This is a genomic window from Pseudomonas sp. GW821-FHT09E12 (genome assembly GCF_059416085.1).
Genome location: NZ_JBWKOM010000005.1, coordinates 154644 through 177070 on the forward strand (window position 1 = coordinate 154644; position 22427 = coordinate 177070).

Consider the following 22427-nt stretch of genomic DNA (forward strand, 5'->3'; position numbering starts at 1 on the left):
TGACTTCAGGCTTTCCTCAGAATCTTGCCCATGTTCATGCACCTGCTGTTTTCCTGCGGTCTGTTGCTGGCTGCCACCTCGGCCATGGCCATGACCATCTACAAGTCCACCGACGCCAACGGCGTGGTGTCCTACAGCGACCGTCCGTCGCCGGGCGCCCAGGTGTTCGTGTTTCGCGATCGCATGGTCGAGCACCTGGAACGCCAGGTGCGTCTGGACGTCGAGAAGAGCTGGGGCGTGGACAGCGTCTTTGTGCGTAACGACCTGTATGCGCCGGTGGAGATCGAGCTGGGGTTTACCGGCCTGAAGAACATCCGCAGTGCCCCCAGGCAGCCGATTCGCCGGGTACTGCCGGCCCGCAGCCGACAGCGCCTGGCACAGCTCACGGCCATGCAGGCGGGCAAGCCGCTGATCTATGTCCCGCAGTTTCGTTACTCCCTGGGCGACCCTGCAGGCGCCGCCCAAGCCTATCGTTACCCGCTGCCCTGGCGTGGCGGCCCCTTTCGCCTGACCCAGGGCGCCAACGGCCGGTACAGCCATTTCGGCCCCAAGAGCCGCTATGCCATGGACATCGCCATGCCCGAGGGCACGCCGATCATCGCGGCGCGTGGCGGGGTGGTGGTGAAGACCGAGAACCGCCAGAGCGGGCGCGGCACCGACCCTTCCGGCAATTTCGTGCGGGTGTTGCACAACGACGGCACCATGGGGGTGTACCTGCACCTCAAGCGCGGCTCGGTAAGCGTGCGTGAAGGCCAGCGGGTCGTGGTGGGCAGCCCGCTGGCGTTGTCGGGCAACACCGGCAACAGCAGCGGCCCGCACCTGCACTTCGTGGTGCAGCGCAATACGGGGCTGGGGCTGGTGTCGATTCCCTATCAGTTCAACCAGCCCATCGGCAGCCTGCCGAACTTCGCGCTGGGCAAAAAGTAGTCATGTAGCCGCTGCCGAAGGCTGCGATAAGGCCGAAGGCCTTCAGCGATCTCAATATCCTGCGCCCGCTTCGTCGGAGTGCCGCCCAGGTGATCGCAGCCTTCGGCAGCGGCTACAGGGTGATCGGCGGAACAGGTGATAATCGGGGGAGGGGATCGCGAGCAATCGAGCCTCGACCGGCTGCTCCTACAGATGAACGCGGTTCATTTGTAGGAGTGAGCTTGCTCGCGATGAGGTGTCAGACCGTGCTCAATCGAGCATCAACACCTTGGCCAGGACGATTTTCGGGCCTTTCATCTTCTTGATGATGATGCGCAGGCCTTCGACCTCCATGACCTCTTCTTCTTCCGGTACCCGTTTCAGGGTCTCGTAGACCAGGCCGGCAAGGGTTTCGGCCTCGATATGGTCCAGGTCGATGCCCAGCAGGCGCTCCACCTTGAACAGCGGGGTATCGCCGCGCACCAGCAACTTGCCGGGCTGGTAGGCGAGGATGCCGCGCTCGGCCTTGCGGTGTTCGTCCTGGATATCGCCGACCAGCACTTCCAGCACGTCTTCCATGGTCAGGTAGCCGATGATCTTGCCGTCGGCTTCTTCCACCAGGGCGAAGTGCGAACCGCCTTTACGGAACTGTTCCAGCAGCTGCGACAGCGGCATGTGCCGGGAAACGCGCTCCAGCGGGCGGGTCAGCTCGGCCAGGTTGAACGACTCGGGGATGTGGTCCAGCGCCGCCAGTTCCAGCAGCAGGTCCTTGATGTGCAGCAGGCCGACGAACTCGTTGCGCTCGCTGTCGTAGACCGGGTAGCGGCTGAACTTGTGGCGGCGGAACAGGGCGAGGATCTGCTTCAGCGGCGCGTTGAATTCCACGCTGATCAGGTCTTCCCGGGAGTTGGCCCAGTCCACCACTTCCAGCTCGCCCATTTCCACGGCCGAGGCCAGTACGCGCATGCCCTGGTCGCTGGGGTCCTGGCCCCGGCTGGAGTGCAGGATCAGCTTCAGTTCTTCGCGGCTGTAGTGGTGCTCGTGATGCGGGCCGGGCTCGCCCTGGCCGGCGATGCGCAGGATGGTGTTGGCGCTGGCGTTGAGCAGGTAGATCGCCGGGTACATCAGCCAGTAGAACAGGTACAGCGGCACCGCCGTCCACAGCGACAGCAGCTCGGGCTTGCGGATGGCCCAGGACTTGGGCGCCAGTTCGCCGACCACGATGTGCAGGTAGGAAATGATGAAGAAGGCGGTAAAGAACGACACGCCCTTGACCACCTCCGGCGAGTCCACGCCCACGGCGCTGAGTAGCGGCGCCAGCAAATGCGCGAAGGCCGGCTCACCGACCCAGCCCAGGCCGAGGGAGGCCAGGGTGATCCCCAGCTGGCACGCGGAAAGGTAGGCATCCAATTGGCTGTGTACGGTGCGCAGGATCTGCCCGCGCCAGCCGTTCTTGTGGGCGATGGCCTCGACCCGGGTCGAGCGCAGTTTGACCATGGCGAACTCGGCGGCTACGAAAAAGCCGTTGAGCAGAACCAGGAGCAGTGCAAAAAGAATCATGCCGAAGTCGGCGAAAAGAGACGCGAGGGTAAAACCAGGGGAAGGGTCCATGATGGAGTTTTGCGGGTTCCGTGTATTCGAAAAAGAGAGAAATGCGCGGCGCAATGGCAGGCGCAAGCCAGCCAATGTAGCGGCTGGCAGGGCGATTGCCTAGTGGCGCGTGGCTGTCACCGCTGGTCGGTCAGGGTGTCGGCACGCAATCTTTTCACCTGGGCCGGGGCGAAATGGCAGGTAAAAGTGCTGCCGTGGCCCGGTACGCTGCTGATCTCCAGGCGCGCCCGATGGCGCAGCAGCACATGCTTGACGATGGCCAGGCCCAGGCCAGTGCCGCCGGTGTTGGAGTTGCGGCTGGAGTCGACCCGGTAGAAGCGTTCGGTCAGGCGTGGCAAGTGCTTGCTGTCGATGCCGATCCCCGAATCCTGCACGCTCAGGTGCGCGCCTTGCTCGTCGCCCCACCAGCGGATGCGGATGTTGCCCTCGGCCGGGGTGTATTTCACGGCGTTGAACACCAGGTTGGAAAAAGCGCTGCGCAGTTCCGCCTCGCTACCCTTGAGCAGGACCTGCGCGTCGGCTTCCAGGGTGATGCGCTGGTTGCGCTCCCCGGACAGCGCCTGGGCATCGCTCTTGATCGACTGCAGCAGCACGTCGATCGGCACCGGCTGGTTGTCCGATGGGTAGTCGGTGGCTTCCAGCTTGGCCAACAGCAGCAGGTCGTTGAGCAGGGTCTGCATGCGCCCGCCTTGCTGCTGCATCTGCTGCAGGGCGCGGCTCCAGCGCGGATTCACTTCCTCGACGTTGTCGAGCAGGGTTTCCAGGTAGCCGCAGATCACCGTCAGCGGCGTGCGCAGCTCGTGGGAGACGTTGGCGATGAAGTCTTTGCGCATCTGTTCCAACTGGTGGATGCGGGTCACGTCGCGCACCAGCATCAGGTGTTCGTTGTTGCCGTAGCGGGTGATGTACAGCTGGATGCGTACCCGGTCGTTGGTCGGCGAGGGGATTTCCAGCGGCTCGTTGTAATTGTCCTGCTCGAAATATTCCTTGAAGCGCGGATGGCGCACCAGGTTGGTCACCGGTTGGCCGCTGTCCTGCGGGGTCTTCAGGCCCAGCAGGGTTTCCGCGGCGCGGTTCCACCACTCCAGGTTGCCGTCGCTGTCGAGCATGATCACCGCGTCTTTCAGCGCCGCGGTGGACTCCTGGACCCGGTCGATCACCGCTTGCAGGCGCCCGCGTACCCGCTGGTCGCGGCGTTGCAGGTGGTAGATGCTGTCGAACACCTCGCCCCACAGGCCGTAGCCATCGGGCGGTGCTTCATCGGGTTGGTGCAGGCGCAGCCACTCATGCAGGCGCAGCAGCTGTTTGAGGGTCCAGGCCAGATAGATCCCCAGGCCGATGGCCAGGCTCCAGCCGTAGTAACCGCTGATCAGGCCCACCAGCAGGCAGCCGGTGACCAACAGCAGCATGTGGCGAATCAGGGTGCCATGCCAGTTTTGGTTCACTTAACACGCGTCCTTGTAAGCGTCTGGCGAATAAGGGGCCGGCTTCAGGCCTTGGTGGAAAAACGGTAGCCGGTGCCGCGCACGGTTTGTACCAGATTCTCGTAGGCATCGCCCAAGGCTTTGCGCAGGCGGCGGATATGCACGTCGACGGTACGCTCTTCGACATAGACGTTGCCGCCCCAGACCTGATCCAGCAACTGGCCGCGGGTGTAGGCGCGTTCCTGATGGGTCATGAAAAATTGCAGCAGGCGGTATTCGGTCGGGCCCATCTCGGCCGGTTTGCCGTCGATGGTCACGCGGTGGCTGATCGGGTCCAGCAGCAGGCCGCCGACTTCGATCGGTGCCTCGCCGTCGGTCGGGCCAGCGCGGCGCAGCACGGCCTTGAGGCGCGCGACCAGCTCGCGAGGGGAGAATGGCTTGGTGATGTAGTCGTCGGCGCCGACTTCCAGGCCCTGGATCTTGTTGTCCTCTTCGCCCTTGGCGGTGAGCATGATGATCGGGATGTCACCGGTCAGCTCATCGCGTTTCAGGCGCCGCGCCAGCTCGATGCCGGAGGTGCCGGGCAGCATCCAGTCGAGCAGGATCAGGTCGGGCTTGCGGTCGACGATGATGGCATGGGCCTGCTGGGAGTTCTCCGCCTCCAGGCAGTCGTAGCCGGCCATTTCCAACGCAACGGCGATCATTTCGCGAATGGGCGCTTCGTCGTCAACGATCAGAATGCTCCTGCCAACCATGCTTAATCCTCTTGTCATTTAACTGTCTTGCGCCGCATTAGATAACGGAATTATTGCAGTCGTGTGACAGTATTTTAGGTGCTGGTGCGAGGGCTGCATTCGTGGACTAAGCTTTGGGTCCGAATCCTGACAACCACCAAAGAAGGTTTCCATGACTCAACACACGCAATCCTGGAAAGCCCTGTTGCTGAGCGCTGCGCTGGCCCTGCCGGGGCTGGCGTTCGCTGCGGAACCGGCGATGACCAAAGACGGCATGTTCGTCGACCACAAGGGCATGACCTTGTACACCTTTGCCAAGGACAGCGGCGGCAAGTCCATGTGCAACGACAAGTGCGCCGCCAACTGGCCGCCGCTGATGGCCGCCAGCGGTGACAAGGCGATGGGCGAGTGGACCGTCATCAAGCGTGACGACGGCTCCATGCAGTGGGCCTACGACGGCAAGCCGCTGTACACCTTCGTGATGGACAAGAAAGCCGGTGACATGACCGGCGACGGCAAGATGGATGGCGCCTGGAAAGTGGCCAAGCCTGATTGACCTTGGTGCTTTCATCGCGGGCAAGCCTCGCTCCTACGTAGGAGCGAGGCTTGCCCGCGATCACGATCTTCAGCGAACGGCGTAATCCACGACTATCCCCAGGAAAATCGCCAACCCCGCCCAGTGGTTATGCAGGAAGGCCTTGAAGCACTTCATCCGGTCGCGATCGCGGGTGTACCAGAACTCCCAGGCAAAACATCCGGCCGCCACCAGCAAACCCAGGTGGAACCAGATACCCAACTCGAAACGCGCGCCCGCCAGCAGCAGGCACCCCAGCGCCAGGCCCTGCAAGGTCAGAATGATTACCCGGTCGGCTTCGCCGAACAGGATCGCGGTGGATTTCACCCCGATCTTCAGGTCGTCGTCGCGGTCGGTCATCGCGTAATAGGTGTCATAAGCCACGGTCCACAGCAGGTTGGCGATGTACAACAGCCAGGCGGTGGCCGGCAGCTCGCCGGTTTCGGCAGTGAAGGCCATCGGGATGCCCCAGGAGAACGCCGCGCCCAGCACCACTTGCGGGTAATAGGTATAGCGCTTCATGAAGGGGTAGCTGGCCGCCAGGGCCAGGCCGCCCAACGACAGCCAGATGGTCGTCGCGTTGGTGCACAGCACCAGCAGGAAGCTGATGAACATCAGCACGGCGAAGAACACCAGGGCTTCTCTGGAACTGATCTTGCCGCTGACCAGCGGGCGCTGTTCGGTGCGTTTCACGTGGCCGTCGACCTTGCGGTCGGCCCAGTCGTTGATCACGCAGCCGCCAGCCCGGGTGAGGGTTACGCCAAGGACGAAAATCACGATATTGGCCAGCGATGGCGAGCCTTCGCCGGCAATCCACAGGGCCCAGAGGGTCGGCCAGAGCAGCAGGTAGATGCCGATCGGCTTGTCCATGCGGGTCAGCTGGATAAAGTCCCAGGCGCGTGGATTCAGGTGGTTGAGGGATTTGAGCAGGCTCTGATACATCAGCGGTTCTCCGGCTGGGCGCCGACGGCGCTCCACAGGGACGGCAGGAAGATTTCGGCGACCAGCACGCTCAGGGCTGCGCGATCGAAGCGCGAACGGCGGGCCCAGAGGTCATCGGCCTGCACCTCGTCGGGCAGCCACGGGCGTGGGTAATGGCAGACCTCGATGGGGCGGCGCTGAAAGGCCTGGTCACAGAACAGCAGCTCGCCCAGGGAGCGGCTGCCCAACTCGTCCATGTTCAGCCCGCCATCCTGCAGGGCGCTGCGGGCCGCCACGCTGCGGGCGAATACCCAGGCCTGGCCGTGACCGCGCAGATACACCTCGCGTACCCAGCCCTGGCTGCCTGGCTGCAGGTCCAGCGCGGCGCATTCGTCGGCGCGCAGGGGCTGCCAGCCCTCGACCAGCGGCGTCACGCTGAAGCCGTCGTTGGAGAGACGGGTCAGGCGCCGGGTCAGCGAACCTTCATCGAACAGCCAGTCGAGGGTCTGTGCGTCGGGGAGGGGTGTCAGCCGGCTTTGCGAGAGCCAGTCCGGGGTGGAAAATGCAGAGATTGAGTGCGGCACAGTGGGTCATTATTGGCAGCAAATGAGGCCGCGAGCTTAGCATGGTGCCAGGCGATTTTTCCGCAATGGAGCGGCCGCCTGCAGCGAACGTGCTTGCATCCGTCGGTGCTCATCAGTACAAAACGCGCTGGGCCGGACGCGCCCCCTGGCGTCATCCAGAGTCGATTCATCGACCATCCCGCCGGCAACAGCCTGAGAACCTGAGGAAACGCGTAAATGAAAAAGTGGCAATGTGTGGTCTGCGGCCTGATCTACAACGAAGCCGATGGCTGGCCGGACGACGGAATCTTGCCCGGTACCCGCTGGGAAGACGTGCCTGAAGACTGGCTCTGCCCGGATTGCGGCGTCGGCAAAATGGATTTCGAAATGATCGAAATCGGCTGATCACACCCTGTGATCCCCTGAACCTGAAGGAGTAAGGAATGAACGCACCTGTCGTCATCGTGGGCACCGGGCTGGCCGGCTACAACCTGGCCCGGGAGTTTCGCAAGCTCGATAGCGAAACGCCGCTGCTGCTGATCACCGCCGATGACGGGCGTTCCTATTCCAAGCCGATGCTGTCCACCGGCTTCGGCAAGAACAAGGAAGCCGACGGCCTGAGTATGGCCGAGCCCGGCGCCATGGCCGAGCAATTGAAGGCCGAGGTGCGCACCCATACCCGCATCAGCGGCATCGACCCTGGCCACAAGCGCCTGTGGATGGGTGAAGAAGCGGTGAACTACCGCGACCTGATCCTGGCCTGGGGCGCGGAAACCGTGCGCGTACCGGTGGAGGGCGATGCTGGCGACCTGATCTTCCCGATCAACGACCTGGAAGACTACGCGCGCTTTCGCGCGGCTGCGGCCGGCAAGCGCCGGGTGCTGCTGCTGGGCGCCGGCCTGATCGGCTGCGAGTTCGCCAACGACCTGATCCTCGGCGGTTATGCAGTGGACCTGGTGGCGCCTTGCGAGCAGGTCATGCCGACGTTGCTGCACCCTGCGGCCGCCGCCGCGGTGCAGGCCGGGCTGGAAAGCCTGGGCGCGCGCTTCCATCTGGGGCCGGTACTCAATCGCTTGCAGCGCACGGCGGATGGCCTCGAGGCACATCTGTCCGACGGTGAAGTGATTGCCTGCGATCTGGTGGTGTCGGCGATCGGCCTGCGTCCGCGCATTGACCTGGCCGCCGCCGCGGGGGTGATGGTCAACCGTGGGGTGGTGGTCGACCGGCATCTCAAGACCTCCCACGCCAACATTTATGCCTTGGGCGACTGCGCCGAGGTCGATGGGCTGAATCTGTTGTACGTCATGCCCCTCATGAGCTGTGCGCGAGCGCTGGCGCAGACCCTGGCGGGTAACCCGACGGCGGTCAGCTATGGCCCGATGCCGATCACCGTGAAAACCCCGGTCTGCCCGCTGGTGGTTTCGCCACCGCCACGCGGCCTGGAGGGCGTGTGGACGGTCGAAGGGCAGGGCGCCGACATCAAGGCGCTGTGCCGCGATGCCAGCGGCAAACTGCTGGGCTATGCGCTGACCGGGGCCGCGGTCATGGACAAACTGGCCCTGAACAAAGAGCTTCCCGGCTTGTTGGCCTAAATACCGGTCGTTCTGTCGGAATAATCATGTGTTTGCCACTACAAAGGTCGCGCAGAGACTGGCGCCACTCCTAACTGCGTGCCATCCTCACACCCGTCTGCCGCAGAGTAGAGCCTGCGGCGCCTTGGGCGCTGTTCCGGAAGAACAGCACGGACATAACAACAAAAAACCGTCAAAGAGGCTTCACTATGCGTAAACCAGAACTCGCCGCTGCAATTGCTGAAAAAGCGGATCTGACCAAAGAACAAGCCAACCGCGTTCTCAATGCCGTTCTCGAAGAAATCACCGGCGCCCTGCATCGCAAAGACAGCGTCACCCTGGTAGGTTTTGGAACCTTCCTGCAGCGTCACCGTGGCGCCCGTACCGGCAAGAACCCGCAAACCGGTGAGCCGGTGAAGATCAAGGCCAGCAACACCGTAGCCTTCAAGCCAGGCAAATCGCTGAAAGACAGCGTCAATCCATAACTGTTGCGAACTCCCTCGATAGTAGGGAGAACCGTATTGAAAAATGGGCAAACCGATAATTCGGATGCCCATTTTTTATGGATGGTTGTTCGGCATATAAAGAACGGGAATGCATGCAGCAAGTTTCGCGAGGAACTACATCTGTATTGCTCAAAAAACATACAGACTGTTTGATGGCAAACTATCGTCTTGAGTGCCATCATATTAGTGGCACTTTGCAAAGTTAGAGGTATCCGCGACTGCACTCTTTCATAAAAGTTCAGAATTAGGATTTATTTCCGTACCCGGCACTTTCGATTCTGCCTGGCATTACCCCTTAATCATTGAATCGCTCTCTGGTTTATATCGCGCAAGGCTCTGGCCCGCGGCTTCTGGCGTTGCTGGTTGGAATAGGGGGTCAACTGGTTGTCTAGGGGGAAACCCTGCCATATATAAGGCAATCTCTTACGAACAGCCGATGACAGTTCGTCTTGTTGTTTGAGGGGATGCTTGCTAGTGGCCATCATACTGATTACGATGCGCGCTCTTGAAAGAGCAGGCTCAATTGGATGAGTACGCTCTTTGATACTGTCAAGCACGCGAAAAATGTCTCGCGGGCGTATAGACCGTAATCTCGAAAAAGGCCATGGATGTCCTACTCAAGTAAACTTTCTGCCCATTACCTCGAACTCGCCAAGGCCTCTGTTTCCAAAGAGAGTTTTGCGGGCGAGGACGTTCGCTTCTCCAGCGAATACGAGGCACTGGAAAGTGAGCTGGGCAAAGCCCAATCCATGCACGAAAGCGGTCAGATCGACTGGCTGAAAATCCTCGAGAACAGTGACGCGCTGCTGCGTACCCAGTCCAAGGATCTGCGGGTGGCCGCCTGGCTCACCTGGGCCTTGTATCAGCGTGAATCCTTCCCCGGCCTGCTGGCCGGCCTTGGTCTTCTGCAGCACCTGTGCGAACAGCATTGGGCGCAGATCCACCCCGCCAAGCTGCGTACCCGGGCTGCCGCCGTCGGCTGGCTGGTGCCGCGTCTCGAGCAGGTGCTGGGCGAAAACGTCGCGATCAAGGAGCAGTTGCCGCTGTTCCGCCGTCTGGTGGAACACCTGGAAGGGCTCGATGCCGCGCTCACCGAGCATCTGGGTGACAACGCGCCCTTGCTGCTGCCGATCTGCCGGCGGCTGTCGACCATGGTCCAGCGCGCCGCCGACAATCAGCCAGAACCCGGCGCCGTGGGCGCGGTGGTGGCCCAGGTCAAGCAGGCCGCGACCCAGCTGTTCACGCCTGGCGCGCCGATCGACAACGAGAAGGAAGCGCAGAAGGCCCTGCGTGCGATGCAGGAAAACGCCCGTCCACTGAGCGCCTGGTGGCTCAAGCAGAAGGCCACTGACGTACGCGCCCTGCGCCTGAACCGCACCATGCTGTGGTTGCCCATCGATGCCGTCCCGGAGCGCAACGCCGAGCAGATCACTGCGTTGCGCGGGCTGCCGGCCGACAAGCTCAAGACCTACCAGGAGCGTTTTGCCAATGGGCAATACGCCGACCTGCTGGTGGAACTCGAAGCCAGCCTGGCCAGGGCGCCGTTCTGGTTCGACGGCCAGCGCATGGTCTGGGAATGCCTGCAGGGGCTGAACGCCGACCAGGCGATGCGCGAAGTGGAGTTTCACTTCGCGCTCCTGTTGCAGCGCCTGCCGGGGGTGGTCGAGTTGCGTTTCCACGACGGCGCGCCTTTCGCCGACCCGGCCACCCGCGGCTGGATTAGCGCCCATGTCATGCCCCATCTGCAAAGCGCCAGCGCGCCGCGCAAGGTCGAAGCGACTGCCAGCCAGCCTGCCTGGGAAGAAGCCCTCGAAGAGGTCTTGCCGATCCTGCGCAAGGACGGCCTCAAGGCCGCCGTGCAGATCCTCAAGCAAGGCCTGCAGAACGCCCATGGCGGGCGGGTGAGGTTTTTCTGGCAGTTCAGCCTGGCGCGGCTGTGCTTCATGGCCAAGAAATACGAGCTGGCCAAGACCCAGCTCGAAACCCTCGATCAAGAATTACTGAGCTCGGGCCTGCATGCCTGGGAGCCGGATCTTGCGTTGGAAGTGCTGCACCTCCTGCATAGCTGCTGTGAGTTGTTGCCGCAGAACCACGCAGTGCGAGAACGCAAGGAAGAGATTTATCGCAGGCTGTGCCACCTCGACCTCGAAGTGGTACTCGAATAGGCCCCAGGGCCAACAACCGCAAGGAGAAAAGCCATGGCCAAAGAAGGCTCGGTAGCCCCCAAGGAACGCATCAACGTCACCTTCAAACCCGCCACCGGCGGTGCTCAGGAAGAGATTGAACTGCCGTTGAAGCTACTGGCAATCGGTGATTACACCCAGCGCGTGGACGAGCGCAAAGTGGAAGACCGCAAGCCGATCAGCATCGACAAAATGACGTTCGACGAAGTGCTGGCCAAGCAGGAGCTGAGCCTGACGCTGAGCGTGCCTAACCGTCTTCAGGAAGAGGGCGACACCGAAGAGCTGGCGGTCAAGCTGCGCGTCAACTCGATGAAGGACTTCAACCCGGCCAGCCTGGTCGAGCAAGTGCCTGAGCTGAAAAAACTGATGGAACTGCGCGACGCGCTGGTGGCCCTCAAGGGTCCGCTGGGTAACGCCCCTGCATTCCGTAAAGCCATCGAAGGCGTACTCGCCGACGACGAATCGCGCGGTCGTGTACTCGGTGAGCTGGGCCTGAACGCCGCAGCCACCGAAGCCTGAGTCTCTATCAGTCAAGGAAGCCAAACACTATGAGCACTAGTGCAGCACAACAGAAAAGCAACGAGAACGGCGAGTACAGCATTCTCGACAGCATCATCGCCGAAACCCGCCTGACTCCGGACGACGAAGCCTACGACATCGCCAAGCGCGGCGTGTCGGCCTTCATCGAAGAGCTGCTCAAGCCTCAGAACGATGGCGAGCCAGTCAAGAAGGCCATGGTTGACCGCATGATCGCCGAGATCGATGCCAAGCTCAGCCGCCAGATGGACGAAATCCTTCACCACGAAGACTTCCAGTCCCTGGAATCGGCCTGGCGTGGCCTGCAGTTGCTGGTCGACCGCACCAACTTCCGCGAAAACATCAAGATCGAAATCCTCAACGTCTCCAAGCAGGACCTGCTGGACGACTTCGAAGATTCGCCGGAAGTGATGCAGGCCGGCCTGTACAAGCACATCTACACCGCTGAATACGGCCAGTTCGGTGGCCAGCCGGTGGGCGCGATCATCGCCAACTACTTCATGTCGCCAAGCTCGCCAGACGTGAAGCTGATGCAATACGTGTCCAGCGTTGCCTGCATGTCCCACGCGCCGTTCATCGCTGCGGCCGGTCCGAAATTCTTCGGTCTGGAAAGCTTCACCGGCCTGCCGGACCTGAAGGATCTGAAAGATCACTTCGAAGGCCCGCAATTTGCCAAATGGCAGAGCTTCCGCCAGTCGGAAGACTCGCGCTACATCGGCCTGACCGTACCGCGCTTCCTGCTGCGCAACCCGTACGATCCGGAAGAGAACCCGGTCAAATCCTTCGTCTACAAGGAAACCGTTGCCAACAGCCACGAGCATTACCTGTGGGGCAACACCGCGTACGCGTTCGGTACCAAGCTGACCGACAGCTTCGCCAAGTTCCGCTGGTGCCCGAACATCATCGGCCCGCAGAGCGGTGGCGCGGTAGAAGACCTGCCGCTGCACCACTTCGAAAGCATGGGCGAAATCGAAACCAAGATCCCGACTGAGGTACTGGTCAGCGACCGTCGTGAATACGAACTGGCCGAGGAAGGCTTCATCTCCCTGACCATGCGCAAAGGCAGCGACAACGCGGCGTTCTTCTCCGCAAGCTCGGTGCAAAAGCCGAAGTTCTTCGGCATCAGCGCCGAAGGCAAGGCTGCGGAGCTGAACTACAAGCTCGGCACCCAGCTGCCGTACATGATGATCGTCAACCGCCTGGCTCACTACCTCAAAGTGCTGCAGCGCGAGCAACTCGGTTCGTGGAAAGAACGTACCGACCTCGAGCTGGAACTCAACAAGTGGATCCGCCAGTACGTCGCCGACCAGGAAAACCCGAGCGCCGAAGTGCGTGGCCGTCGTCCGCTGCGCGCCGCGCAGATCATCGTCAGCGATGTGGAAGGTGAGCCGGGCTGGTACCGCGTCAGCCTGAACGTGCGCCCGCACTTCAAGTACATGGGTGCCGATTTCACCCTGTCGCTGGTTGGCAAGCTGGACAAAGAGTAACCAGGAGCTAGGTCATGACCGGATACGGCAGCCTTTTCGAACGCCTGAGTGGCGAGGCCGACAAACGTGTCGGCTGGAGCCGCGAGGTTTCCGCCATGGCGTCGGTGGCTGCCCATCTGGGCAAGATGCTCAGCACCCGTGCGGGCAGCGTGCAGACGCTGTCCGATTACGGGTTGCCCGATCTCAACGACATGCGCCTGAGCCTGCACGACGCCCTGAGCCAGGCCCGCCTGGCCATCGAAAGCTTCATCGAAGCCTACGAGCCGCGTCTGAGCAACGTGCGTGTCGTTTCCCTGCCGCGTGATCACGACCAGCTCAAGCTGGCTTTCAATATCGAAGGCCTGCTTGAGGTGGACGGGTTCAAGCGCCAGGTCAGTTTTTCCGCGCGCCTGGATGGCAGCGGTCAGGTCAAGGTCAGTTAAGGAGACGAGGATGTCAGGTAAACCCGCAGCACGCGTCAGCGACCCCACCGCCTGCCCGCTCCCCGGCCACGCAACCAACCCGATCGCCGCCGGTTCCGGCGATGTGTTCTTCGATGGCCTCGCGGCCGCCCGCCAGGGCGATGCCTCGGCGTGTGGTGGTGCGATGTCCGGTGGCCTGGCGACTACCGTGCTGATCAATGGCAAGCCGGCGGCGACTGTCGGCTCGGTGGGCACCCACGGCAACACAGTCACGGCCGGCTCGGGGACGGTGATTATCGGCAATTCGCATTCGCCAGCGCAGTTTGTGCCGCCGTTGCCGGTAGTTATTCCCGGTGTTTTCAATCGAGTGTTTGCCTTTAAAACGGCCAGTGGGAAGGCGGTAGATGGGTTGAGTTACCGAATCACGTCCGAAAGTGGGATAGAAAAGTTCGGTACTGCACAGGCCGGAAAAACTGGCTGTTTTTCTACGGGGCAGAATCCTGAGGCTGTCTCGATTTTTGTAACGTCGGAGTAAGGCCTTGGAAACAATAGTTGAAGTTGATGGTGTGCCTTACACCTTTGTTACGGAAAATGGTACTACTGCATTAAGGCTGGATAATAAAACCACTGCCAGTAATGATACAAATCCTGCGGATCTGCATCTTCCAGATATCTGGTTGGTGACTCGCTCCAATGGCATGCCTTTATTTGCAGTGCGGCCTGATGTCTGTGATAAGCCATTTCGAATTTTAAGTGCTGATAAACTTTACGCTGAAAAGATTCAATGGTTTGAGCCGTTGGCTGACTTCTATCGTGAGCGGCTATGGGTAAATCCTAAGAGTAGTGTTGAAGGCTCGGAGGTGTACGATGCCTACAAACAGCACACATGGCAAACGATTATAGATTTTGCAATTGTTGACCGACCATCTTTTGTTTACTACAGAAATCTGCCAGGGGATTGGAAAAAGCAATCTGAAGGGGGCGCTAAATTTCTACTTTGCTTAGTCGAAGGTGATCCTTATTGGACTGACGGCCTGGGACAGATTCCATTTGCGGTGGATACCTTCCGGAAGTACTGGGAGGAAACCCGCGAGGTTGATGCCGCGATTCTGAAAACAGGTCAGACCGGACTCGACTGGGCTGATGGAACACTCGGTGGAAGTGACAATGGAAGTGAGAACGTATACGACAATTTCATAATCATAAGGGCATGTTTATGGGCGTCCGAAAACTTTGAATTGGTACTTGAGAAAAGGCCGGTGAGTGCTCAGAGGTTCGGGCCTAGTGGGGCAACGGTGGCGAGTACAGTATTCAAGCCATCTTCAGCTACGCGACTGAAAACTTTGATTGATTCCGGCACATTGGCGAAATATAAAACGTGGAAGCCATGAAATTGAAAATCTTTGCGGGCGCTGTAGTTTATTTTTTGGCTGGTGTTTTGTATTTCTTTGTTCATGATTTTGGCGTTGCTTACTACAAAGAAAATATGGGCGGGTTTACAGACCGTGGAGCAGCGATAGGTGGTACTGCTGAGTTGACGTTTTATTTTTTTATTTTTGTTAACTTTGTTGTTTTTTTTGTACCGAAGATATATTTGAAAATTTTACTGTTGGTTTTGATGTTGGGTGTTGTGTTGTTCTATTTTCTTCCGGATAACCCGGTAAGGGCAATTGCATATGGTGGGCTTACGGCTTCTATGAGCGGGTTGGCGTTAGTTGCGCGATTGGTTGTGGAACGATGGGGCGGTCGGAATTGAAGTGCGTGCAGCTTTCGAACTAAAAAATTATTGATCAGACAGGTAACCCCCGTGTCCTTTAACCACTACTACCAAAGCGAACTCACCGCGCTGCGCCAGCTGGGTCGCCGTTTCGCCGAGCGTAGTCCGGCCCTGGCGCCGTTCCTGGGCCAGGCCGGACGGGATCCGGATGTGGAGCGCCTGCTCGAAGGTTTCGCCTTTCTCACCGGTCGCCTGCGGCAGAAGCTCGATGACGAGCTGCCGGAACTCAGCCACTCGCTGATGCACTTGCTGTGGCCGAACTACATGCGGCCGTTGCCGGCGTTCAGCATTCTGCAGTTCGACCCGCTGAAGCAGTCCGGGCCGGCCCTGCGCGTGGAGCGTGATACGCCGGTGGAGAGCAAGCCCATCGATGACGTGCGCTGCCGCTTCCGCACCTGCTACCCGACCGAAGTCCTGCCGCTGGACCTGACGGCGCTGAACTACTCGGTGAAAGGCGACGGCGCGCTGCTCAGCCTGCGCCTGGAGATGAGCTGCGACGGCCACCTCGGCGAGCTGAACCTGAGCCGCCTGCGCCTGCACCTGGCGGGCGAGCGCTACATCAGCCAGATGCTTTACCTGAGCTTGCTGCGCAACCTCGAAGGCATCGAGTTGGTGCCGCTGGGCATGGACGGCAAGCCATTCTCGGGTGTCAGCGGCAATGCCATGTCGTTCAAGATGCCCGGCAACCGCGTGCAGCCGGTGGGCTTTGCCGAGGAAGAGGCGTTGATCCCGTATCCGCTGAATACCTTCCGCGGCTATCGCTACCTGCAGGAGTATTTCGCCTTCCAGGACAAGTTCCTGTTCGTCGACCTGAACGGCCTGGACCTGCTCAAATCGTTGCCGGAGGACACCCTCAAGCAGCTGCACGGCCTGGAAGTGCGCTTCGACATCCGCAAGAGCGGTATCCAGCGCCTGCGGCCGACCCTGGACAACGTGAAGCTGTATTGCACGCCGATCGCCAACCTGTTCAAGCACGACGCCTTGCCGATCCGCCTCGACGGCAAGCAGGACGAGTACCTGCTGCTGCCGGCTGAGTACGACCTGGAAAACTGCGGCGTATTCTCGGTGGAAACCGTGACCGGCTGGAAGCCCGGCGGCCTGGGTTACCAGGAATACGTGCCGTTCGAATCCTTCGAGCACGACCCGAGTTTCGACGTCCCGCAAAGCCGCCCGCACTACAGCATCCGCCAGCGTTCCTCGCTGCTGCACGACGGTCTGGACACTTACCTGAGCTTCGGCATCCGCCACACCGAAGCCCACGAAACCCTGTCCATCGAGCTGACCTGCACCAACCAGAACCTGCCGCGCCGGCTCAAGCTCGGCGAGATCAACCAGGCGTGCGAGGAAACCCCGGAGTTCCTCAGTTTCCGCAACATCACCCCGGCCACCTCGAGCTACGCGCCACCGCTGAACCGCGACTTCCTGTGGAAGCTGATCAGCAACATGTCGCTCAACTATCTGTCGCTGGCCAACGTCGATGCGCTCAAGGTGATTCTCGAAACCTACGACTTGCCGCGCTACTACGACCAGCACCTGGAAAAGGTCAGCAAGCGCCTGCTGGGCGGGCTCAAGTCGATCCGCCACGAGCATGTCGACCGGCTGCATCGGGGCCTGCCGCTGCGCGGTTTGCGCACCGAGCTGACCATCGATCCGGAAGGCTATATCGGTGAAGGCGACATGTTCGTCTTCGCCTCGGTTCTCAACGAGTTTTTCGCTCTTTACGCCAGTCTCAACTCGTACCACGAGCTGCGGGTAAAAAGTACACAGGGAGAGGTGTACCAATGGACACCACGTATGGGTCTACAGCCCCTGCTTTAAGCGGGCTGACCCGGGTCATTCGCGAGTACTCGCTGTTTCAGGCCGTGCTGCTGGTGGTGGACCGGCTGCGCGATTCCCATCCGGGCCTGAGCGAAGAGGATCTCTACGACCAGCTGGAATTCCAGGCCAATCCGAGCCTGGGTTTCCCTGGCAGCGACGTCGATCGCGTGGAGTTTTTCGAAGAGCACGGGCAGATGCGTGCGCGCCTGCGTTTCAACCTGATCGGGTTGTTCGGTTCCGGCTCGCCGCTGCCGGCGTTCTACGGTGAACAAGCCCTGGGCGACAGCGAAGACGGCAACCCGACCCGCAACTTCCTCGACCTGTTCCACCATCGCCTGCAACGGCTGATGCTGCCGATCTGGCGCAAGTACCGCTACCGCGCCAGCTTCAAGAGCGGCGCGCTCGACCCGTTTTCCGCCCAGCTGTTCGCCTTGATCGGCCTCGGCGGCGAAGACATCCGCAAGGCCAAGGAACTGAACTGGAAGCGCCTGCTGCCGTACCTCGGCCTGCTCAGCCTGCGGGCCCACTCGGCGGCATTGATCGAAGCCGTGCTGCGCTACTACTTCAAGCATGCGGACCTGGTGATCGAGCAGTGCATCGAGCGCCGGGTGGAGATTCTCGAAGAGCAGCGCAACCGCCTCGGCCGCGCCAACAGCCAGCTCGGCGAAGACCTGGTGCTGGGCGAACGGGTGCGCGACCGCAGCGGCAAGTTCCGCATCCATATCCGCCAGCTCGACTGGCAACGCTTCCACGAATTCCTGCCGATCGGTTTCGGCTACCAGCCGCTGTGCGCGCTGGTGCGGTTCACCCTGCGTGACCCGCTGGACTACGACATTCGCCTGGTCCTGCGCCAGGAAGAAATCCGCGAACTGCGCATCGGTGAGCAGAACGCCTGTCGCCTGGGGTGGACCAGTTGGCTCGGCCGCGAACGCGCGGACGGCGTGGTGACCCTGGGCAGCAAAATTCATTAAGGACAGATGACATGATCAACGTAGACCTGCAGCAACTGATCCAGGCGCTGGACGCCGAAACCCGCCGTGACCTGGAAAGCTCCGCCGAACGCTGCGTCGCCCGGGGCGGCAGCAAGATCCTGGTCGAAGACCTGCTGCTGGGCTTGCTGGAGCGTCCGCAAGGCCTGCTCGCACGCGCGTTGCAGGACGCCGAAGTGGATGCCGGCGAGCTGAGCGCGGCGCTGCAATCGCGGGTCGAACACAGCGCCTCGCGCAACCCGGTGTTCGCCCCGGAGCTGGTGCAGTGGCTGCAGGACGCCTTGCTGGTGGCCAACCTCGAGCTGGGCCAGAGCCAGGTCGAGCAGGCGGCGCTGATCCTCGCGCTGCTGCGCAATCCGATGCGTTATGCCGGTAGCCGTTACCAGCCGCTGCTGGCCAAGCTGAACATCGAGCGCCTGAAGGATTTCGCCCTGTCACAGAAGGAAGAGCCGGCCAGCGGCAAGCCGGCAGCGCCGGGCGAATCGTTGTTGCAGCGCTTCACCCACAACCTGACCCAGCAGGCGCGCGAGGGCAAGCTCGACCCGGTGCTGTGCCGCGATGGCGCGATCCGCCAGATGGTCGACATCCTCGCCCGTCGCCGCAAGAACAACCCGATCGTGGTCGGCGAGGCCGGCGTCGGTAAGACCGCGGTGGTCGAAGGCCTGGCCTCGCGCATCGCCGCCGGTGAAGTGCCGCAAGTGCTCAAGGGCGTCGAGCTGCTGTCGCTGGACATGGGCCTGCTGCAAGCGGGCGCCAGTGTGAAGGGCGAGTTCGAGCGCCGCCTCAAGGGCGTGATCGACGAGGTCAAGGCTTCGCCTAAGCCGATCATTCTGTTTATCGACGAAGCCCACACCCTGATCGGCGCCGGTGGCAACGCCGGCGGTTCCGACGCGGCCAACCTGCTCAAGCCAGCCCTGGCCCGTGGCGAGCTGCGCACCATCGCCGCCACCACCTGGGCCGAGTACAAGAAGTACTTCGAGAAGGACCCGGCCCTGGCCCGTCGCTTCCAGCCGGTGCAGTTGCACGAGCCGACCGTCAGCGAGGCGGTGACCATCCTGCGTGGCCTGGCCCAGGTCTACGAGAAAAGCCACGGTATCTACCTGCGCGACGACGCGGTGGTGGCCGCGGCCGAACTGTCGGCCCGCTACCTGGCCGGCCGCCAACTGCCGGACAAGGCGGTGGACGTGCTCGACACCGCCTGTGCCCGGGTGCGCATCAGCCTGGCGGCGGCGCCGGAGAGCCTGGAGCGCCTGCGTGGCGAGCTGGCCGAAGGTGGCCGTCAGCGTCAGGCGCTGCGCCGCGACGCCGAGGCCGGCCTGGTGATCGACCAGGAAGCCCTGGACGCGCTGGAGGCCCGTCTGGCTGAGGCCGAGGCCGAGCAGCAAGCCCTGGAAACCCTGTGGAGCGAACAGCGCACCCTGGCCGAGCGCCTGCTCGAACTGCGCCAGCAACTGGCCAAGGCCCGCGAGGCCGCGGCGGTCGAGCCGACCGTCAGCGTTGAAGAAGATGCCGAAGGCACGGTGATCGAGACCCTCGCCGCCGAAGTGGAAGAGGGGCAGAGCGTCGAGGCGCTGGAAGCCGCCCTCAACGAAACCCATCGCGCCCTGAGCGATGCCCAGAGCCAGGAGCGCCTGGTCAGCTTCGAAGTCTGCCCGCGCCTGGTGGCCGAAGTGATCAGTGCCTGGACCGGCGTGCCGCTGACGCAACTGGCCCGCGAGCACAACGCCAAGGTCGCGAGTTTCGCCACCGACCTGCGCGCGCGCATTCGTGGTCAGGAGCAGGCGGTGCACGCCCTGGATCGTTCGATGCGCGCCACCGCCGCTGGCCTGAACAAGCCGGACGCGCCGGTGGGCGTGTTCCTGCTGGTGGGCCCGAGCGGCGTCGGCAAGACCGAAACCGCCCTGGCCCTGGCCGACCTGCTGTACGGCGGCGACCGCTTTATCACCACCATCAACATGTCCGAGTTCCAGGAGAAGCACACCGTGTCGCGCCTGATCGGCGCGCCTCCAGGCTACGTCGGCTACGGCGAAGGCGGGATGCTCACCGAGGCGGTGCGGCAAAAACCCTATTCGGTGATTCTGCTCGACGAGGTCGAGAAAGCCGACCCGGACGTGCTCAACCTGTTCTATCAGATCTTCGACAAGGGCGTGGCCAACGACGGCGAAGGGCGCGAGATCGACTTCCGCAACACGCTGATCCTGATGACCTCGAACCTGGCCAGCGACCGCATCAGCGCGCTGTGCGAGAACGGCGAGCGGCCGAGCGCCGAGACCCTGGAAGAGACCATCCGTCCGGTGCTCAGCAAGCACTTCAAGCCGGCGCTGCTGGCGCGCATGCGCGTGGTGCCGTACTACCCGGTGGGCGGCCCGGTGCTGCGCGAACTGATCGAAATCAAGCTGGGCCGTTTAGGTGAGCGCCTGAACCGTCGCCAGCTGGATTTCACTCACTGCCAGAACCTGGTCGACCATCTGGCCGAGCGCTGCACCCAGAGCGAAAGCGGCGCGCGCCTGATCGATCATCTGCTCGACCTGCACGTACTGCCGCTGGTGGCCGACCGCCTGCTGGACGCCATGGCCACCGGCGAGAACCTCAAGCGCGTGCACGCGACGCTCGACAGCAGCGGCGGCGTGACCTGCGAGTTCGCCTGAGGTGGGTGTGATGTTCACTCGTGTACCGCAACCGCTGATCTACGCCGAGGCGCTGCTGGCGCAGTTCGCCAGCCTGTCGCGGGCGGCCGACGGTGGCGCGCTGCTGGGCGATTTCGTGCGCGGCGTGGCCGGGCTCAGCGGTTGCGAGCTGAGCCAGCTGTACCTGCTCGATGCCACCCATACCCGGCTCGGCCTCAGCGCCGAATGCCTGGGCGGCATCCTGCAACCGCGGGAAGCGGCAAGCCTGCCGGCGGACTACAACGGTGAGCAGCTGCTGCAGTTCGCCCTGTGCCAGAACCGCGTGGTGAGCCTGGTGGGGCTGAGCGGCAGCCTGCACGAAACCAGTTTCCTGCCGGCCCGGGACACGCCCTGGCAGTCGCTGTTGTGCGTGCCGCTGGTGAACACGCAAAAGGCTGTCGAGGGCCTGCTGCTGTGCGCCAGTCGCGAACATGTCGACCTGCAGGGCTTCGCCGACTCCATGGGCCAGCTGGGCTCGTTCGTGCTCGGGCAATTGCACCTGCTGCAACGCCTGCGGCGTCCGGTGGGCGACGCGGCGCCGGTGGCCAGCACCCTGGTCAGCGCCAGCGGCTACGGGCTGATCGGCAACAGCACGGCCATGCGCCAGACCTACCAGTTGATCAGCAAGGTGCTGCACAGCCCCTACACCGTATTGCTGCGCGGCGAGACCGGCACCGGCAAGGAAGTGGTGGCGCGGGCCATCCACGACTACGGTCCGCGGCGCTCCCAGGCGTTCATCGTGCAGAACTGCGCGGCGTTCCCGGAGAACCTGCTGGAGAGCGAGCTGTTCGGCTACCGCAAGGGCGCCTTCACCGGCGCCGATCGCGACCGGCCGGGGCTGTTCGACGCGGCCAATGGCGGCACCCTGTTGCTGGACGAGATCGGCGACATGCCGCTGTCCCTGCAGGCCAAGCTGCTGCGCGTGCTGCAGGAGGGCGAGATCCGTCCGCTGGGTTCCAACGACACCCACAAGATCGACGTGCGCATCATCGCCGCGACCCACCGCGACCTGGCGGTGCTGGTCAGCGAGGGCAAGTTCCGCGAGGACCTGTACTACCGCCTGGCGCAGTTCCCGATCGAGCTGCCGGCCCTGCGCCAGCGCGAAGGCGACATCCTCGACCTGGCCCGGCACTTCGCCGACAAGGCCTGCGCCTTCCTCCAGCGCGACCCGGTGAGCTGGTCGGAAACCGCCCTCAATCACCTCTCGGGCTACACCTTCCCGGGCAACGTGCGCGAGCTCAAGGGCCTGGTGGAGCGGGCGGTGCTGCTGTGCGAAGGCGGCGAGCTGCTGGCCGAGCATTTCTCCCTGAGCATCGAAGCGTTGCCGGAGGAACCCGGGCTGAACCTGCGCGAACGCCTGGAGAAGGTCGAGCGTCATCTGCTGCTCGATTGCCTGCGCAAGAACGACGGCAACCAGACCCTGGCGGCCCGCGAGCTGGGGTTGCCCAGGCGCACGCTGCTGTACCGCCTCGGGCGGCTGAACATCAATCTTGGCGACTTCGAGGGTTAGCGCGACATGACTTTCCCCAGCGCCTTTTTCGTTTCGCCAGGCGTCGCCCGCAAGGGTCGGCGCTTTGTGCATTGTCTACCCATGGAGACCCTCTGATGTCTGTTCGTCACTGGCAAGCCGCCCTGCTGGCTCTGATCGTTCTCAGCGGCCTCGGCGGCTGTAGCGGTAATTACAAATTCAACGACAACACCTATCGCCCATTGGGTGATCCGCAGGCGGTCAATCGCGGCAAGTGACCGCAAGGAGCAT

Annotated in this window: 22 protein-coding genes; 17 read left to right on the forward strand and 5 right to left on the reverse strand. The window is 62.2% G+C overall.

Annotation, left to right across the window (positions count from 1 at the left end; all coding sequences use genetic code 11):
* Positions 1 to 30: 30 nt before the first annotated feature.
* On the forward strand, positions 31 to 927 hold the full coding sequence (locus tag AC07PQ_RS15790; protein WP_007928535.1) for a peptidoglycan DD-metalloendopeptidase family protein: 897 nt from the start codon (positions 31 to 33) through the stop codon (positions 925 to 927).
* A gap of 249 nt (positions 928 to 1176) precedes the next feature.
* On the opposite strand, the gene AC07PQ_RS15795 is transcribed toward AC07PQ_RS15790, so the two are convergent.
* The 3 genes from AC07PQ_RS15795 to phoB form a co-directional block, all read right to left on the reverse strand.
* Positions 1177 to 2517 (reverse strand): hemolysin family protein, encoded by a 1341-nt coding sequence (locus AC07PQ_RS15795; RefSeq protein ID WP_009051600.1) that lies wholly within the window; start codon positions 2515 to 2517, stop codon positions 1177 to 1179.
* A 116-nt stretch (positions 2518 to 2633) separates the two neighbouring features.
* A complete protein-coding gene (gene phoR / locus AC07PQ_RS15800) occupies positions 2634 to 3926 on the reverse strand; it encodes a phosphate regulon sensor histidine kinase PhoR (protein ID WP_219735273.1) in 1293 nt (430 codons plus the stop codon).
* 80 nt (positions 3927 to 4006) lie between these two features.
* The gene (gene phoB, locus AC07PQ_RS15805) at positions 4007 to 4696 is read right to left on the reverse strand and encodes a phosphate regulon transcriptional regulator PhoB (protein WP_007896474.1); all 690 of its coding nucleotides are present in this window, start codon (positions 4694 to 4696) and stop codon (positions 4007 to 4009) included.
* A 151-nt stretch (positions 4697 to 4847) separates the two neighbouring features.
* On the opposite strand from phoB, the gene AC07PQ_RS15810 reads away from it, so the two are divergent.
* Entirely contained in the window at positions 4848 to 5231 is a 384-nt protein-coding gene (locus AC07PQ_RS15810; protein WP_007930297.1) for a COG4315 family predicted lipoprotein, read from the forward strand.
* A 69-nt stretch (positions 5232 to 5300) separates the two neighbouring features.
* Here AC07PQ_RS15810 and ubiA read toward each other — a convergent pair whose 3' ends face one another.
* The gene (gene ubiA, locus AC07PQ_RS15815) at positions 5301 to 6191 is read right to left on the reverse strand and encodes a 4-hydroxybenzoate octaprenyltransferase (RefSeq protein WP_493185868.1); all 891 of its coding nucleotides are present in this window, start codon (positions 6189 to 6191) and stop codon (positions 5301 to 5303) included.
* Positions 6191 to 6754, reverse strand: coding sequence for a chorismate--pyruvate lyase family protein (locus AC07PQ_RS15820; RefSeq protein ID WP_101336288.1), 564 nt, complete (start codon positions 6752 to 6754; stop codon positions 6191 to 6193). Before AC07PQ_RS15820 ends, ubiA begins: the two co-directional genes overlap by 1 nt.
* A gap of 216 nt (positions 6755 to 6970) precedes the next feature.
* On the opposite strand from AC07PQ_RS15820, the gene AC07PQ_RS15825 reads away from it, so the two are divergent.
* From AC07PQ_RS15825 to AC07PQ_RS15895, 15 genes are all read left to right on the forward strand, one after another.
* A complete protein-coding gene (locus AC07PQ_RS15825) occupies positions 6971 to 7138 on the forward strand; it encodes a rubredoxin (RefSeq protein ID WP_007930291.1) in 168 nt (55 codons plus the stop codon).
* Positions 7139 to 7176: 38 nt separating this feature from the next.
* Positions 7177 to 8325, forward strand: a complete 1149-nt coding sequence (locus tag AC07PQ_RS15830; RefSeq protein WP_007930289.1) for an NAD(P)/FAD-dependent oxidoreductase — start codon at positions 7177 to 7179, stop codon at positions 8323 to 8325.
* Positions 8326 to 8513: 188 nt separating this feature from the next.
* Positions 8514 to 8789 (forward strand): HU family DNA-binding protein, encoded by a 276-nt coding sequence (locus tag AC07PQ_RS15835; RefSeq protein ID WP_003213368.1) that lies wholly within the window; start codon positions 8514 to 8516, stop codon positions 8787 to 8789.
* A 629-nt stretch (positions 8790 to 9418) separates the two neighbouring features.
* Complete coding sequence (gene tssA / locus AC07PQ_RS15840) at positions 9419 to 10975, forward strand: type VI secretion system protein TssA (protein ID WP_007930288.1); 1557 nt, start codon at positions 9419 to 9421, stop codon at positions 10973 to 10975.
* A 33-nt stretch (positions 10976 to 11008) separates the two neighbouring features.
* Positions 11009 to 11512, forward strand: coding sequence for a type VI secretion system contractile sheath small subunit (gene tssB, locus AC07PQ_RS15845; RefSeq protein ID WP_007930286.1), 504 nt, complete (start codon positions 11009 to 11011; stop codon positions 11510 to 11512).
* Positions 11513 to 11541: 29 nt separating this feature from the next.
* Entirely contained in the window at positions 11542 to 13017 is a 1476-nt protein-coding gene (tssC, locus tag AC07PQ_RS15850) for a type VI secretion system contractile sheath large subunit (protein ID WP_007930285.1), read from the forward strand.
* Positions 13018 to 13031: 14 nt separating this feature from the next.
* Complete coding sequence (gene tssE, locus AC07PQ_RS15855; RefSeq protein ID WP_007930282.1) at positions 13032 to 13439, forward strand: type VI secretion system baseplate subunit TssE; 408 nt, start codon at positions 13032 to 13034, stop codon at positions 13437 to 13439.
* Positions 13440 to 13449: 10 nt separating this feature from the next.
* Positions 13450 to 13953 (forward strand): PAAR domain-containing protein, encoded by a 504-nt coding sequence (locus AC07PQ_RS15860; protein WP_007930280.1) that lies wholly within the window; start codon positions 13450 to 13452, stop codon positions 13951 to 13953.
* 4 nt (positions 13954 to 13957) lie between these two features.
* Positions 13958 to 14809 carry a hypothetical protein gene (locus AC07PQ_RS15865; RefSeq protein ID WP_493185869.1) on the forward strand — a complete coding sequence of 284 codons (852 nt, stop codon included), beginning with the start codon at positions 13958 to 13960 and terminating at the stop codon, positions 14807 to 14809.
* Positions 14806 to 15174 (forward strand): hypothetical protein, encoded by a 369-nt coding sequence (locus AC07PQ_RS15870; protein ID WP_081502476.1) that lies wholly within the window; start codon positions 14806 to 14808, stop codon positions 15172 to 15174. The genes AC07PQ_RS15865 and AC07PQ_RS15870 overlap by 4 nt, the downstream gene beginning before the upstream one ends.
* 51 nt (positions 15175 to 15225) lie before the next feature.
* A complete protein-coding gene (tssF, locus tag AC07PQ_RS15875; RefSeq protein ID WP_493185870.1) occupies positions 15226 to 17013 on the forward strand; it encodes a type VI secretion system baseplate subunit TssF in 1788 nt (595 codons plus the stop codon).
* Positions 16977 to 17984 carry a type VI secretion system baseplate subunit TssG gene (tssG, locus tag AC07PQ_RS15880; RefSeq protein ID WP_007930277.1) on the forward strand — a complete coding sequence of 336 codons (1008 nt, stop codon included), beginning with the start codon at positions 16977 to 16979 and terminating at the stop codon, positions 17982 to 17984. Before tssF ends, tssG begins: the two co-directional genes overlap by 37 nt.
* A gap of 11 nt (positions 17985 to 17995) precedes the next feature.
* Positions 17996 to 20650: a type VI secretion system ATPase TssH gene (gene tssH, locus AC07PQ_RS15885; protein WP_007930275.1), complete on the forward strand. Its 2655-nt coding sequence runs from the start codon at positions 17996 to 17998 to the stop codon at positions 20648 to 20650.
* A gap of 10 nt (positions 20651 to 20660) precedes the next feature.
* Positions 20661 to 22178, forward strand: a complete 1518-nt coding sequence (locus AC07PQ_RS15890) for a sigma-54 interaction domain-containing protein (RefSeq protein WP_493185871.1) — start codon at positions 20661 to 20663, stop codon at positions 22176 to 22178.
* Between the two features lie 95 nt (positions 22179 to 22273).
* Positions 22274 to 22414: a hypothetical protein gene (locus tag AC07PQ_RS15895; protein WP_007930271.1), complete on the forward strand. Its 141-nt coding sequence runs from the start codon at positions 22274 to 22276 to the stop codon at positions 22412 to 22414.
* The last annotated feature ends 13 nt before the right edge of the window (positions 22415 to 22427 follow it).

Bases quoted from the DNA above. Each gene is read 5' to 3' on its own strand.
- AC07PQ_RS15790 (WP_007928535.1), top strand. From the start codon at position 31: ATGTTCATGCACCTGCTGTTTTCCTGCGGTCTGTTGCTGGCTGCCACC.
- AC07PQ_RS15795 (WP_009051600.1), bottom strand. From the start codon at position 2,517: ATGGACCCTTCCCCTGGTTTTACCCTCGCGTCTCTTTTCGCCGACTTC.
- phoR (WP_219735273.1), bottom strand. From the start codon at position 3,926: ATGCTGCTGTTGGTCACCGGCTGCCTGCTGGTGGGCCTGATCAGCGGT.
- phoB (WP_007896474.1), bottom strand. From the start codon at position 4,696: ATGGTTGGCAGGAGCATTCTGATCGTTGACGACGAAGCGCCCATTCGC.
- AC07PQ_RS15810 (WP_007930297.1), top strand. From the start codon at position 4,848: ATGACTCAACACACGCAATCCTGGAAAGCCCTGTTGCTGAGCGCTGCG.
- ubiA (WP_493185868.1), bottom strand. From the start codon at position 6,191: ATGTATCAGAGCCTGCTCAAATCCCTCAACCACCTGAATCCACGCGCC.
- AC07PQ_RS15825 (WP_007930291.1), top strand. From the start codon at position 6,971: ATGAAAAAGTGGCAATGTGTGGTCTGCGGCCTGATCTACAACGAAGCC.
- AC07PQ_RS15830 (WP_007930289.1), top strand. From the start codon at position 7,177: ATGAACGCACCTGTCGTCATCGTGGGCACCGGGCTGGCCGGCTACAAC.
- AC07PQ_RS15835 (WP_003213368.1), top strand. From the start codon at position 8,514: ATGCGTAAACCAGAACTCGCCGCTGCAATTGCTGAAAAAGCGGATCTG.
- tssA (WP_007930288.1), top strand. From the start codon at position 9,419: ATGTCCTACTCAAGTAAACTTTCTGCCCATTACCTCGAACTCGCCAAG.
- tssB (WP_007930286.1), top strand. From the start codon at position 11,009: ATGGCCAAAGAAGGCTCGGTAGCCCCCAAGGAACGCATCAACGTCACC.
- tssC (WP_007930285.1), top strand. From the start codon at position 11,542: ATGAGCACTAGTGCAGCACAACAGAAAAGCAACGAGAACGGCGAGTAC.
- tssE (WP_007930282.1), top strand. From the start codon at position 13,032: ATGACCGGATACGGCAGCCTTTTCGAACGCCTGAGTGGCGAGGCCGAC.
- AC07PQ_RS15860 (WP_007930280.1), top strand. From the start codon at position 13,450: ATGTCAGGTAAACCCGCAGCACGCGTCAGCGACCCCACCGCCTGCCCG.
- AC07PQ_RS15870 (WP_081502476.1), top strand. From the start codon at position 14,806: ATGAAATTGAAAATCTTTGCGGGCGCTGTAGTTTATTTTTTGGCTGGT.
- tssG (WP_007930277.1), top strand. From the start codon at position 16,977: ATGGACACCACGTATGGGTCTACAGCCCCTGCTTTAAGCGGGCTGACC.
- tssH (WP_007930275.1), top strand. From the start codon at position 17,996: ATGATCAACGTAGACCTGCAGCAACTGATCCAGGCGCTGGACGCCGAA.
- AC07PQ_RS15890 (WP_493185871.1), top strand. From the start codon at position 20,661: ATGTTCACTCGTGTACCGCAACCGCTGATCTACGCCGAGGCGCTGCTG.
- AC07PQ_RS15895 (WP_007930271.1), top strand. From the start codon at position 22,274: ATGTCTGTTCGTCACTGGCAAGCCGCCCTGCTGGCTCTGATCGTTCTC.